This window comes from Nocardiopsis sp. LDBS1602, assembly GCF_035818715.1.
Classification (GTDB): Bacteria; Actinomycetota; Actinomycetes; order Streptosporangiales; family Streptosporangiaceae; genus Nocardiopsis; species Nocardiopsis alba.
Genome location: NZ_JAYLVW010000014.1, coordinates 11,926 through 24,952 on the forward strand (window position 1 = coordinate 11,926; position 13,027 = coordinate 24,952).

Annotated in this window: 12 protein-coding genes and 1 tRNA gene; 6 read left to right on the forward strand and 7 right to left on the reverse strand. The window is 68.3% G+C overall.

The window, feature by feature from the left end; genetic code table 11:
* Positions 1–92: 92 nt before the first annotated feature.
* The 6 genes from U9J66_RS25010 to U9J66_RS25035 all read right to left on the reverse strand — a co-directional run bounded on the left by U9J66_RS25010 (position 93) and on the right by U9J66_RS25035 (position 7,379).
* Positions 93–1,592 (reverse strand): serine/threonine-protein kinase, encoded by a 1,500-nt coding sequence (locus U9J66_RS25010; RefSeq protein ID WP_326338936.1) that lies wholly within the window; start codon positions 1,590–1,592, stop codon positions 93–95.
* Entirely contained in the window at positions 1,592–3,052 is a 1,461-nt protein-coding gene (locus U9J66_RS25015) for a peptidoglycan D,D-transpeptidase FtsI family protein (RefSeq protein ID WP_017536132.1), read from the reverse strand. The genes U9J66_RS25010 and U9J66_RS25015 overlap by 1 nt, the downstream gene beginning before the upstream one ends.
* Positions 3,049–4,455: an FtsW/RodA/SpoVE family cell cycle protein gene (locus U9J66_RS25020; RefSeq protein WP_017536133.1), complete on the reverse strand. Its 1,407-nt coding sequence runs from the start codon at positions 4,453–4,455 to the stop codon at positions 3,049–3,051. The genes U9J66_RS25015 and U9J66_RS25020 overlap by 4 nt, the downstream gene beginning before the upstream one ends.
* A 4-nt stretch (positions 4,456–4,459) precedes the next feature.
* Positions 4,460–5,809, reverse strand: coding sequence for a Stp1/IreP family PP2C-type Ser/Thr phosphatase (locus tag U9J66_RS25025; RefSeq protein ID WP_017536134.1), 1,350 nt, complete (start codon positions 5,807–5,809; stop codon positions 4,460–4,462).
* Entirely contained in the window at positions 5,806–6,318 is a 513-nt protein-coding gene (locus U9J66_RS25030) for an FHA domain-containing protein FhaB/FipA (protein ID WP_014912863.1), read from the reverse strand. Before U9J66_RS25030 ends, U9J66_RS25025 begins: the two co-directional genes overlap by 4 nt.
* Before the next feature lie 296 nt (positions 6,319–6,614).
* Complete coding sequence (locus U9J66_RS25035) at positions 6,615–7,379, reverse strand: FhaA domain-containing protein (protein WP_421648055.1); 765 nt, start codon at positions 7,377–7,379, stop codon at positions 6,615–6,617.
* Between the two features lie 229 nt (positions 7,380–7,608).
* Between U9J66_RS25035 and U9J66_RS25040 the strand changes: the two genes are divergently transcribed.
* Together U9J66_RS25040 and U9J66_RS25045 are read left to right on the forward strand one after the other, a co-directional pair.
* Positions 7,609–7,691 (forward strand) — tRNA-Leu (locus U9J66_RS25040).
* A 328-nt stretch (positions 7,692–8,019) separates the two neighbouring features.
* Entirely contained in the window at positions 8,020–8,631 is a 612-nt protein-coding gene (locus U9J66_RS25045; protein ID WP_014910743.1) for a TenA family protein, read from the forward strand.
* Between the two features lie 96 nt (positions 8,632–8,727).
* On the opposite strand, the gene U9J66_RS25050 is transcribed toward U9J66_RS25045, so the two are convergent.
* On the reverse strand, positions 8,728–9,318 hold the full coding sequence (locus U9J66_RS25050) for an SSI family serine proteinase inhibitor (protein ID WP_161110918.1): 591 nt from the start codon (positions 9,316–9,318) through the stop codon (positions 8,728–8,730).
* A gap of 83 nt (positions 9,319–9,401) precedes the next feature.
* On the opposite strand from U9J66_RS25050, the gene U9J66_RS25055 reads away from it, so the two are divergent.
* The 4 genes from U9J66_RS25055 (at position 9,402) to U9J66_RS25070 (ending at position 13,025) form a co-directional block, all read left to right on the forward strand.
* The gene (locus tag U9J66_RS25055) at positions 9,402–9,734 is read left to right on the forward strand and encodes a rhodanese-like domain-containing protein (RefSeq protein ID WP_017536137.1); all 333 of its coding nucleotides are present in this window, start codon (positions 9,402–9,404) and stop codon (positions 9,732–9,734) included.
* Positions 9,735–9,801: 67 nt separating this feature from the next.
* Positions 9,802–11,724, forward strand: coding sequence for a PAS domain S-box protein (locus U9J66_RS25060; RefSeq protein WP_161110917.1), 1,923 nt, complete (start codon positions 9,802–9,804; stop codon positions 11,722–11,724).
* Between the two features lie 235 nt (positions 11,725–11,959).
* Positions 11,960–12,538, forward strand: a complete 579-nt coding sequence (locus U9J66_RS25065) for an ATP-binding protein (RefSeq protein ID WP_014910621.1) — start codon at positions 11,960–11,962, stop codon at positions 12,536–12,538.
* A gap of 130 nt (positions 12,539–12,668) precedes the next feature.
* Positions 12,669–13,025: an STAS domain-containing protein gene (locus tag U9J66_RS25070; RefSeq protein WP_199806191.1), complete on the forward strand. Its 357-nt coding sequence runs from the start codon at positions 12,669–12,671 to the stop codon at positions 13,023–13,025.
* The last annotated feature ends 2 nt before the right edge of the window (positions 13,026–13,027 follow it).

Below are 13,027 nucleotides of genomic sequence, written 5' to 3' on the forward strand. Positions count from 1 at the left end.
TCGTGTCTTTCGGAGACCGCCCGCAGGCCGCCGCCTATCCTGAGCGTCTCTCGATCATCGCTTGGTCATCGGTCCGTGTCTCGTGCTGAAAGCTAGTTCCCTTCGTGCCCCGGCGGGTTGTCCACGCCACCGCCACCGCCACCGGATCCGTCTTCTCCGCCGCCGTTGTCGCCGCCGTTGTCCGGGGGAGGATCCGTGTTGTCCCCACCGTCGGGGTTCTCGGTCTCGGGGACGTCGTCCTCGCCGTCGTCCTCGGGCTGAGTGGGTTCCTCGTCGCCCTCGCCGGTGTCAGGGCCCTCGGAACCTCCCCAATCGTGGGCCGGAGGGGTCCAATCGGGGAGATCGTTCTCCGGCACCGGGATATCCGGCTCCTCCGGCTCCTCGGGTTCCTCACTGGGTGTGGGGGAGGGGGAGGTCTCCGAGACCGCGGGCGGGTTGCTGTCGTTGACCTTGTCGGTCCCGGGGTCCCCGCCGAACACGAAACCGGCCGCGGCGGCCGCCACGATCATGACGGCCGCGACCACGGCCGCGAGCACGACCGGCGTCCTGATCCGGCGTTCGGATCCGGAACCTTTCGCCAGGGTAGCGGAATCACCGTTCTGATCAGCGGGTACGAAGGGCTGATCGGCGGTTCGTCGAGCCTGGGATCCGCTCCGCGGCCCGGTGTCCGGAACGGCCCCGACCACCCGGGTCTGCGCCATACCGGAGAAACCGGTGGACGGGGTGGGCGGTCCCGTCCCCGCGTCGGAGCGGATGACCGCGGCCAGATGCGCGACCTCGCCGGCGGAGGAGGGGCGGTTCTCGGGGTCCTTCTCCAACATGGAGAAGACCAGGTCGTCGATCTCGGCCGGGATGTCCTCGGGAAGCGACGGAGGTTCGTCGCGCGTGTGGGCCAGGGCCAGCGCCACCGGGCTGTCGCCGGTGAACGGAGGCTCTCCGGCGAGGCATTCGTAGGCCACCACACCGAGCGCGTACAGGTCGGAGGCGGCGCTCGCGGGCCGCCCGGACGCCTGCTCGGGCGAGATGTACTGCGCCGTGCCCATCACCATGCCGGTCTGGGTGAGGGTGACGGACGTGTCCCCGCGGGCGATACCGAAGTCGGTCAGCTTGAGCTGCCCCTCCTCGGTCACCAGCAGGTTGCCCGGTTTGATGTCCCGGTGCACCACGCCGCGGGCGTGCGCGGCGGCCAGTGCCTTGGCCGCCTGGCACACGAAGTCCAGGGTCTGGTCGGGGCTCAGCCTTCCCTGCTCGCGCAGGACCTGGGAGAGGGGGTCGCTGACCACCAGCTCCATGATCAGGAAGGCACGGCCGTCCTCCTCGCCGTAGTCGTAGACCTGGGCGATGCCGGGGTGGGAGAGACCGGCGGTGATCCGTCCCTCGGTTCGGAAGCGCTCGCGCGCGGTCGGTTCGGCCATCTGGGCCGGGTGGAGCAGCTTCACCGCGACGGAGCGGTTGAGCAGTGTGTCGGTCGCCCGCCACACGGTCCCCATACCGCCGGAGCCGATCTGCTCCTCCAGGCGGTAACGATCGCTCAGAACGGTCCCGGTGAGTCCACCGGGACCGCTCTGTGAAGACGGTTCGTAGGCGCTCACTACAGAACCACTGCCTCCATCATGTTCCGCGCGATCGGCGCGGCCAGGGACCCACCGCTGCCGCCGCCGTGTTCGATCACGACGGCGACCGCGACCTGCGGGTCGTCGGCCGGGGCGAACCCGATGAACCAGTTGTGGGTGCCCATCTCGCCACCGGTCTCGGCGGTACCGGTCTTACCGGCGACGTCGATACCGGAGATCGCGCCGTTGGGTCCGGAGCCGTCCGGCCCGGTGACCCGGACCATCATGTCGGTCAGGTCGGAGGCGGTGCTGGCGCTCATGGCCTGGGAGTAGACCTCGGGCGTGGTCTGGGTGACGACGGAACGGTCGGCGTCGCGGACCGAGTCCACCAGGTAGGGCCGCATGACCTCGCCGGAGTTGGCCACTCCGGCGGCGACCATCGCCATCTGGAGCGGGGTCGCCTCCACGTTGGACTGGCCGATGCCGGCGCGTCCCAGGATGTTGCGGTCGTCCTCGGGCGGGGCGAGGCTCGGCGTCACGCCCATCGGGACGGTCAGCCTCTCCTCTTCCTTCTCACGGTTGAACCCGAACGCCGTGGCCTGCTCGGACAGGTTCTTTCCGCCCACCTCGATCGCCCAGTTGGCGAACGAGGTGTTGCAGGAGATCTGGATCGAGTGGGCCAGGGTGTCGGGGTCGCCGCCGTTGCAGGTACCGCCCGGGGTGGCGTTGGGCAGCGGGTGCCCCAGCTCCAGGGTGTCCGGAGCGTCCATGGTGCTGTCCGGGCCGGCGTCCAGGTACTCCATGGCCGCCGTGGCGGTCACGATCTTGAACGTCGAGCCCGGGGGGTAACGCTCGTTGAGGGCGCGGTTGAGCAGCGGCTGGTCGGGTTCGACCTCCAACGCGCCGTAGTTCTCGATGGCCTCGGTCTGGTCGGTGATGCTCACGACGTCGTTGGCGTCGTAGGAGGGGTAGGACACCGCGCCGAGGATCGCCCCCGTGGAGGGGTCGATGGCGACGGCGGCGCCGTTCATGCCCAGGTCCTTGAAACCGTTGAAGCCCGCCTGCTGTACGGCGGGGTCGATGGTCAGCTCGACTCGGGCGCCCTCCGGTTCGCTACCGGTGATCATGTCGCGGAAGTTGCGCACCGCCAGCCGGTCGTCGCTGCCGTCCAGCAGGCTGTTCTCGGTGTCCTCGATACCGGAGGCACCGTAGCTGCGGAAGGAGCCCACCACCGGGGTGTAGAGCGTTCCGTCGGTGTACATCCGCTGGTAGCGGGCCGGGTCGCCCTCGTCGGCGATGTTCTCCGAGTAGGCGACGTTCTCCCCGCCGATGACGATCGGGCCGCGCGGCTCGGTGAGCCGTTCGGAGTACTGCCGTCGGTTCAGCGGGTCCTCTCGGATGGCGTCGGCCTGGAAGCCCTGGATCCAGGTGAGCTGGAGCATCAGGGCACCGAACAGGAGCATCGAGAAGACGCTGAGGCGTCGGATGGGTGTGTTCATCGTCGGATCACCTGTGTGGCCCCCTCGTCCTGGATCGCCTGGGGGGCGGGGCGGCGCGCGTTGTCGCTCATCCGGAGCAGCAGTCCGATCATCAACCAGCTGGCCATGAGGGCGGAACCGCCCGCGGCCAGGAAGGGTGTGGTCATACCGGTCAACGGGATGATCCGGGTCAGGCCGCCGAGCACCACGAACACCTGGAAGCACATGACGAAGGCGATGCCGCTCGCGAGCATCTTGATGAAGAGCTCGCGGGAGGCCAGAGCCACGCGCATCCCTCGCTGCACGAGGAGGAAGACCACGATCAGGATGACCATGACGCCGGTCAGCCCGAGGTCCTCGGCCAACGAGGCGAAGATGAAGTCGCTGTCCGCGGCGAAGATGTGGTGCGCCTGGCCGCCGCCGAAGCCGGTGCCGAACAGGCCGCCGTAGGCCATGCCGATGAGCCCCTTGACGAGCTGTTCGCTGCCGCCGAGCCGTTCGTAGACCTCGGGGTCGAAGGCGTTGAACCAGATGTCCACGCGCTGGCGGAAGTGCCAGAAGATCTGCATCGCCAGGGCGGCCGCGCCGATGAACACGGTGAGGCCGATGATGACCCACGAGGATCGTTGGGTGGCCACGTACAGCATCGCGAGGAAGGTGCCGAACAGCAGCAGCGAGGTACCGAGGTCCTTGGTGATGACCAGCAGACCGATCGCGATGACCCAGCCGACGACCATCGGCATGAAGTCACGGGCACGCGGCAGGTCCAGGATCTTGAACCGGCCGACCTTGATCGACTTGGCGGCCAGCGACAGGACCTGGCGTTTGGTGACCAGATACGAGGACAGGAAGATCACCAGGGCGATCTTCGCGAACTCGGACGGTTGCATGGTGAAACCGCCGAAGCCGATCCACCGGCGGGCGCCGTACTCGTTGATGCCCAGACCCGGCACCATCGGCAGCGCGATCAGGATGATCGCGACCAGGGCGCTGATGTAGGTGTAGCGCTGGAGCACCCGCGGTTCCTTCAGGAAGAACAGCAGGGCGATGCAGAAGATCATGCCCACAGCGGTCCACACGAGCTGCATGCCGATGCCGGCGTGCTCGATCTCGCCGGACTCGGCGGCGTCCAGTCGCCAGATCATGGCCACGCCGACCCCGTTGAGGAACAGCGCGCAGGGCAGGATCAGCGGGTCGGCGTACGGGGCGATGAAGCGCAGCGCCACGTGGGTCGCCAGGGCCAGGGCGCCGAAGATGAGGCCGTAGCCCCACATGGCTCCCGGGATCTGGTTGTTGAGGTTCAACCCGGCGATCGCGATCGCGCCCATGGTGATGAGGATGGTGAGCCCGACCAGCACCAGTTCGGCGTTGCGCCGTTTGACCGGTGGTAGGGCGGTGGGTGCCTCAGGGGCGGTGGTGCTCACAGGGTCACCCCGATTCCTGGGTCTCGGTCCCCCGACCGGAGCCGTCCGCGTCCTTCTCCAGATCGGAGATCAGGGTTCGTGCCGCTTCGAGGTTCTCGACGTCGATGTTGGCCTCGACGCCCTGACGGTCGGTCGGGGCGAGGGAGTCCACGCCGAGGTCGGTCTTCTCGACCTCTTCGGAGAGGCTGATCCCGGCGATGTCGGTGTCGACGCCCTGGTAGATGCTGACGGTCCGGCCGTCGGAGGACAGACCCACGTAGTACTGGTCCTCGACGTATTGACGGCCGAAGTAGTAGCCGCCGCCGGCGATCGCGCCGACCACGATGACGAAGACGAGCACGATCGGCCACCAACTCCGGGACCGGTACTCCTGCTCGCCGTCCGCGTTCGGGCCGCCGGCGGGCGGGGCCTCGTAGGGACGTTCCTCGTACGAGGAGGGGGCGGCGCCCGCGGGCGCCGGGATCTCCTCCCGGATCGGGTTCATCTCGGCGGTGTCGCCGCCGCCGGCGCCGCGCAGTTCCTGCGCCCGTCTGGCCGGGCTGGTCTCGTTGGGGCCGGTGGACTCGTCACGCTGGTCCGCGGCGCCGACCGTCTGCGGAGCGGCGGTGGGCCCCTCCTGGTCGGTGTCGGTCTCGATGACGTCCGCGATCACCGCGGTGATGTTGTCCGGTCCGCCGCCGCGGATGGCCAGCTCGATCAGCTTCTTGGCCGCCGCGCGAGGGTCGCTCTCGGCGGCCAGGGTCTCGTGGATGGTCTTCTTGCTGACCACACCGGAGAGCCCGTCCGAGCAGAGCAGGTACCGGTCGCCGACCTTCGCCCGACTGATGGAGATGTCCGGGTCGACCGGGGTCTTGCCGTCCAGGGCGCGCAGGATCAGGGACCGCTGCGGGTGGGTGGCGACCTCCTCCTCGGTGATCTTGCCCTCGTCGACGAGGGTCTGCACCAGGGTGTGGTCGTGGGTGATCTGCTCGAACCGGGAGCCGCGCAGCAGGTAGGCGCGCGAGTCGCCGATGTGGATCAGGGCGACCTGGGAGCCCGACCACAGCATGGCGGTCAGGGTGGTGCCCATGTTCTCCAGCTGGGGCTCCTGCCGGATGCGGATGGCGAGGGAGTCGTTGGCCTGCTCGACGGCGCGTTGCAGGACCTCGGCCATCTCCTCGGCCCGTGGGTCGTCCGGGGTGTCCAGGCTGCGGATCGACGAGATCGCGATGGAGCTGGCCACCTCGCCGCCCGCGTAACCGCCCATACCGTCGGCCACCGCGAGGAGGTGTTGGCCGGCGTAACCGGAGTCTTCGTTGCCTTCGCGGAGGCATCCTACGTCGGAGTACGCCGCGTATCGGAGAGCGATTGTCATTTGCGCAGTTCCAGGACGGTTTTGCCGATACGGATGGGCTGACCCACCGTGATGGGCTGGGGGCGGTTCAGCTTCTGCTGGCCGAGGTAGGTGCCGTTCGTGGAGTTGAGATCCTCGACGAACCAGCGGCCGTTTTCGGAGTAGACGCGTGCGTGCCGACCCGAGGCGTAGTCATCGGTGATGACCAGGGTCGAGTCGGGGGCGCGTCCGATCAGGATGGGTTGGGAGGCCAGGTCGACCGTGGTGCCCGCCAGGGATCCCTGTGTCACGGCCAGGACCGTGGGCTCGTTACGACGTGCGCGCTGCGGCCGGGCCTGCGACGATGACGATGACGCCGCGACGGGCCTGCGCTGAGGAGGCCGGATGGAGGGCCTGGGTTTCTTCTTCCTGGACTTCCTCTTCGACTGGCCGAAGAGGTCCGTGCGAATGACACCGACCGCCATGAGGACGAACAGCCAAAGCACCGCGAGATACGCGATCTTGATCAATATGAGGGTCAAGTTGGACATCGAACTGCTCTTCAGCCCCTGTCGTGCTTCGGCCGGGGTGGCGGTCATCGGCGCCGCCACCATGTCTGCCCCACCTTCGGTCGGTGAGTCCGGGTCGCTGGTCCACGGCCCAGCCGGCCGCGGTCATTGTGCCCGATCGGTCGGGTCTTCGCGGAGACTACCCTCCCGGTCGGTGTTCCGATACGACTCGGTATCGGGACCGACCCGGTCATCGAACACTCAGACGCCGATTCGGCGCCGTTGGTTGCGGTCCGGAAGGGCCGGATCGTCATCCCTTAGGGGGATCGGGGAGACGATCAGTCGCGACGGAAGGTCATGGTGGTGCGGCCCAGGCTGATACGGGTGCCGTCCACCAGCCGGGCCTGCCTGACCTGCTGTCCGTTGACGAAGGTCCCGTTGGTGGACCCCTTGTCCTCCAGGATGACCTCGTCGCCGTCCACGCGGATCTCCACGTGGTGGCGGGAGACGCCGTTGTCCACCAGACGAAGGTCACAGTCGGTGCCGCGGCCCAGGAGGGTGACCGGGGTGGTCAGCTCGAAGGACTGCTGCATCCCCTGGCTCGCGATGTTGCCCTCGGCGGTCGCGCCGCCGGGGGAGATGAGGAGACGGGGGCGGCCCGTCTGCTGCGGTCCCGAACCCTGTCCCGGGTCGCCCACGGGCTGGCGGAGCTCTCCGCCCTCCACGAGGCTGCCCCGGACCACGCCGGAGCGGATGCGGAAGCGGCCCGTCTTCAGGCCGTCGTCCGAACGGAACTGTACGCGGACCGGGCCGACGAACGAGTAGCCCTGCTCCGTCGCGTAGTCCCGCGCCAACTTGGACAGTTCCTGCCCCAGGCTGTCGGCGTAGACCTCCAGGCGTTCCTTGTCGCTGGCCGAGAGTTCGACGATGAAGTCGTTCGGGACCAGTGTGCGGCCCTGGGCGACGATCGCGGCCCGCTCGTCCATCTCCCGCTGGACCGCGCTCGCGACCTCGACCGGCTGGAGCTCCGACTTGAAGGCCATCGCGAAGGTGCCTTCGATCATGCCCTCGAGCCTGCGCTCGAAGCGTTGGAGCACTCCCACGAGGTACCTCCCTTTCGTACTCCACTCCGTATGTGTAGACGATCGTAACCGGGCCGGGGTGCCCCTGGTTTCAGGTGCACCCCCGGGACGGGCCCGGAGGAGTGTGATCGGGGCCGTCCGCAAACGGTGTGCGAGGCACCTCCAGACCGTGCTAATCTTCTTCATGTCGCCAGGGCGAAGCGGGGAAAACCGGCTCCGAACTGGCATCATAATCGAATACATGTCACTCGGGCGGGTGGCGGAACGGTAGACGCGCACGGTTCAGGTCCGTGTGTCCGAAAGGATGTGAGGGTTCAAATCCCTCCTCGCCCACAAGTTCACGGGACGACCCCGTCGGTAGGCTCAGGCCTCCGGCGGGGTCGTTCTTCGTTTCCTCCGGGGTTCGTGGGTCGAGGGGGCCTCATCGGCCCTCCCCGGGGAGAGAGGCTTCGGGGAGGCGCCGGCTCCCCTGGTTTCGGGGTGACCGTAATACCGGGCAAGCGCGATCAACGATCTTGGATCGTTAGGTTCGCGGCAAGCCGCCTTCGCGGGTCGGAACCGAACACGGGGCACATGTCGGGCGTCGAGGGCCCGGTCGTCCGGTGGGGGTGAGGCCGGGGTGCTCATTCGGACGAAAAGCGTGTGATGAGACACTTCGGGCGTGGGTATCACCGAACGACTTCATGAGATCGGGCGGCCGCTGGTCGCCGAACAACTTGCGCACCCGACGGTCGCCGGCATCTCCCGAGGCGACCTCGACGAGCGCGCCTTCCGCTACTGGCTGGAGCAGGACCACCTCTACCTGCTCGACTACGCGAGGGCCTTCTCCCGTCTGGCCTGGCAGGCCCCCGACGACCATCTGGCCGACCTGGTCGGCATCGCGCACAGCACCCTCACCGAGGAACTCGAACTGCACCGCTCCCTGTCCGGGGAGTTCGGCGCGGACCTGACCACCAAGGAGAAGGGGCCCGCCTGCGAGGCCTACACCTCGTGGCTCCTGGAGGCCGCCGCCGACTACCGGGACGGGCTCGCCGCCGTCTACCCCTGCATGTGGGGGTACAACACCCTGGGGCGGGAACTGGCCCGCGACCGTCCGGAGGACCCCAGGTACGCCCGCTGGGTCGATACCTACAACGACCCCGGCTTCACCGAGCTCACCGAGAGGTACGGGCGCATGCTGGAGGAGTCCGGAGCCGACCCGGAAAGGGCCGAGCGCTTCTTCCTGGAGGGGATGCGTCACGAGATCGCCTTCTGGAACACCCCCTACACCTGATCTCCATCGGAATCACGGGCGAGCGCCCTCACTCCGGCCCCGGCCCCCGGACACGTTCTCTCCGTTCGGGGCCGGAGCGGGCGCGCCGCGGCCGGCTCAGGGAGCGATCACGGCCTCGACGTCGGAGAAGCGCTCGATCTCGCATCCGTTGTGCCTGTTGAACTCGGTGTCGATCTCGGTGCCCCCGACGTGGCCGGTGACCCGGGCCGCCTCGGGGCCGCCGACCTGCATCGTGCAGGCCATGCCGCCGGTCTCCATGACGAAGGGCTCGGAGCCGAGTTCGTCGATCTCGGCGCAGGCGGCCTCGGGGTCGGGGTGGTCGCCGCCGGTCGGGGAACAGGTGAGGGTCCAGGTACCCTCCTGGAAGTCTTCGGAGGGGGGCAGGCCGTCCTCGTCGGCCACGAAGGCCTCGATCACGAGCTCCACCTCGGCGTCGCCGTTCCCACCGTCTTCGGAGGTTCCGGAATCGTCGGTGTCGTCGGAGTCGTTCTCCTCGGAGGTGCCGTCCGTGGGATCGGTCTCCTCCGAGGGGTCGGTCTCGGGTGCGGTCTCCTGAGGGGCTTCGGCGTCGGGCCCTGAGGATCCCACCTCGGTGGCGTCGTTGCCGCAGGCCGTGAGTAGCAGGCCTAGGGCCGCGAGCGCGGCGAGGCGGGTCGGCAGGGCCGTTCCGAAGTTGTGCTCACGCATACTGCTTGGACGGGGCGCGCGAACCCGGGGTTCCGTCGTCCTCTCACTTTTTCAGTACACACCCGATACAGGGGGTCACCACCATGTCCGATGGTCAGGTAGCCGAGGTTCTCGTGAACGAGATTCCGGAGGGCGCCTATCTTCTCGACGTCCGCGAGCCCGCCGAGTGGAGCGCCGGGCACGCCCCGGACGCCGTGCACATCCCGCTGGGAACGCTGGGGGAGCGCGCGGCGGAGGTCCCCCAGGACCGGAAGGTCTACGTGGTGTGCCGTTCGGGCGGGCGTTCCGCTCAGGCCACGATGGCGCTCGGCCAGGCCGGCTGGGACGCGGTCAACGTCGCGGGCGGTATGCGCGCCTGGGAGGCGGCGGGGTTCGACATGAAGGCCGACTCGGACGCCGAGCCGACGGTCCTCTGAGACTCGAATCTGGACGGATTACGCAAAGGCCTGCCACTCGGGGGCTCCCGGGTGGCACTATGACGTCGTGAGTTCCGAGCGCGCGCCCCTCAGCGCCGAAGCCATGCTCGCCTCCTCAGCGGACGCGGTGATCGGCATCGACGGCGAGCTCCGAGTCACCTTCTGGAATCCGGCGGCGGAACGGATGTTCGGCTGGTCCGCGGACGAGGTGCTCGGTGGCGAGCTGCCGATCATCCCGCAAGAGCTGAGACCCGAGTACGGCGCGGTGCTCGAACAGGTGCGCGCGGGCACCCCGTTGACCATCTTCACCCGTCGTCTGCGCAGGGACGGGACCGCTCTCGACGTGCGGGTCAGCACCGGCTGCGTGCACGACGATCGAGGGCGGCACAACGGCTGGGTCCTGGTCCTCTACCCGCGGGAGAAGGAGGCCCAGGCGCAGGCCTCCGCGATGGAGCGGGCCCGACTGGTGCGCAGGCTCACGGACGTCGTGGCCGACATCAACACCGACCTCAGTCTCAAATCGGTCCTGGACCGGATCATCAGCAGCCTGACCGAGCTCACCGGCGCCGACGCGGGCGGTTTCGTCCTGTTGGACGAGAACCGGGTGCGGCTGGTGAGCCTCACGCACTTGTCCGACGAGTTGTACGGGGTGAGCGCACCGCTGGAGACCAGCCTGTTCGGTGAATTGCTGCGCAGCGGCAAGTCCGTGCTGTTGGCCAACAGCGACACCCGCAGCCTGGAGGATCTGGTCTGGGCCGACCTGCCCGGGCTGCACACCATCGCCCTGTGCGTCTCCAACGCCCAAGGACGCCCTTACGGGGCCCTGTACGCGCTGTACAGCCGGCGCAGGGTCGGCCACGTGGAGCTGGAGCTCCTGGAGTTGTTGGCCGAGCACGCCGGTGTGGCCATAGGCAACGCCATGGCCTACGAGGAGCTCAAGCTGCAACGGGCCCGAGAGCGGGCGGTGGCCGACTCCAGCGCCGACGGGATCGCCGTACTCGACTTCAGTGGCAAGGTCCGCAAGTGGAACCGCTCTGCCGCGGAGTTGACCGGCTACTCCTTCGAGGAGGTGGAGGGCAAGCATCCTCCCTTCCCGATCCCCGCCGCGCACGGAGAGCCCGTCAAGCACAAGAACGACGGAGGGCGTTGGCTGGAGATCCTCATGGCGCGGATCCCCAGCACCGACGAGTGGGTGGTGGACTTCCGGGACATCACGGCGCAGAAGGCGTTGGAGGAGGAACGGGAGTTCTTCCTGGCCAGCACCGGTCATGAGCTGCGGACCCCGGTCACCGTGATCCAGGGGTACGCGGCGATGCTCTCGCGAAAGGGAGAGCGGTTGGGTCCGGCCGGGCGCCAAGAGGCCAGCGAGATCATCCTGGATCGTGCCCGGGCCCTGGCCAAACTGGTGGAACGCCTGCGCCTGGGGTCGGACGTGGCCAGCGGTGAGATGACCCTGGACCGGGTCCCCTTCGACCTCGCGGAGCTGCTGGGCCAGTCGGTGGCGGCCTTCCGCCCGCTGGCCGAGCGGCAGGAGTTGGTGCTGGACTCGGAGGGGCCGCTGTGGACGGTGGGGGACCCGCTGGTCACCGGCATGGTCATGGATCAACTGCTGGAGAACTCGTTGAAGTTCTCGCCCGACGGCGGCGAGGTACGGGTCACGGTGGAGGAGGACGGGGAGGACTCTCTCACGATCCACGTTCAGGACGAGGGGGTGGGGATCGACCCGGGAGACGAGGAACGGATCTTCGAGCGCTTCTTCCAGAGCGGTGAGCGCGGTGACCGTCGAGGCTACGGCGGCCTGGGGATCGGCCTGTACATCGTGCGCCAACTCGTCCGGGAACAGGGTGGGGAGGTGACCGCTCATCGGTTGGAGCGGGGGACCCGGATGCGGATCACCCTGCCCAGACACCGCGGCGAGGAGGTCGAGTTCGGGGTGGGTCCGGAGGATACGTCCGCGCGAGGGAGGGTTCCGGGGCCTTCATCCGCGTGAGCGTAGTGCCAGGTCGTTCGTACCGGACGGAGTGCAAAAAAACCTGAAAGTTCCTCGAAGCCCTGTGGCGCCGATGATGTAAGCGCCGGTGAGAGGGGGTGTCAGGGGGGTTTCACCTCGGCGTTGGTTTCCTCCCCGGGTGATCGGGGCATTTCCACCCCTGGTGGAATTCGCCGTCATACAACGGACGGGTTCCGGGCCAGCCGATAAGTACGATCGCGCAGGGACGAAAGCCGTGTCAGGAGACCACACCCCACTCGACAACGGGGACCCCGGGAACCCGCGGAAGGTCGAGCGGAGCGTCGCTCTTCCCTACGCCGCCGAGAGCGTCACCGAGGCCAGACGAGGGTTGTGCGCCGACCTGCGCGCCCTGGAGGTCGGCGACGAACGGATCGGTGACGCGGCGCTGATCCTCAGCGAACTGGTCAGCAACGCCCTCAGACACGCCGGACCCCTACCGGACGACACCGTCGGGGTGGCCTGGCGGATCGAGATGGACGACGAGGCCGGTGGACGGTTGGAGATCGCGGTCCGTGACGGTGGATCGAGCAGCATGCCGCGGGTGGCCCGTCCTTCGATCTCCGGTCTGGGCGGCCGCGGGCTGAGCATCGTGCAGACCCTGGCCGGGCGTTGGGGCACCGAGATGGAGCCCACCACCACGACGGTCTGGGCGCTCGTGGACCTGGCCGTCGACGAACCCCCCGTGGCGGACGACGCCGCCGATACCGGCATGTCGTTCCCCTCGACGGGCGGGGAGGGGGCCGTGGAGTTCGGCCTCGACCCCCGAGAGCCGGTCCGCGGCCTTCTGCTGTAGTCGCGGACGACGGGGAGGCTCCGACCTTTCGGGAGGGTCCCCCACGCTCCGGGCGGAGGAACGTGACCGATGGAGCGAAACACCGTCGACGAGGTGGCCCGGCCCTGGTCTGGACGCTACAGTCACGACTGTGGAGTTGAAGATATCAAGCCGGTCTCAGGATGACGTCGCGGTGGTAACCGTGGGCGGCGAGATCGACCTGTACACGGCACCCCAATTGCGCAACGAGCTCGTCGATTCCCTGGAGGACGGGGCACGGCGGCTGGTCATCGACATGTCGCGGACGGAGTTCTGCGACTCGACCGGGATCAGCGTCCTGCTCTCCGCGATGAAGCGCTCTCGTGACAAGGGCGGTGATCTGGAACTCGTGGCCCCCAAGCCGGCGGTCATGAAGGTCCTGGAGGTCACCGGGCTCCACGAGGTCTTCACCATCCACGCCGATCTCGACGCCTCCCCGATGACCGCGGGGACCGGCGGGACCGAGTAACG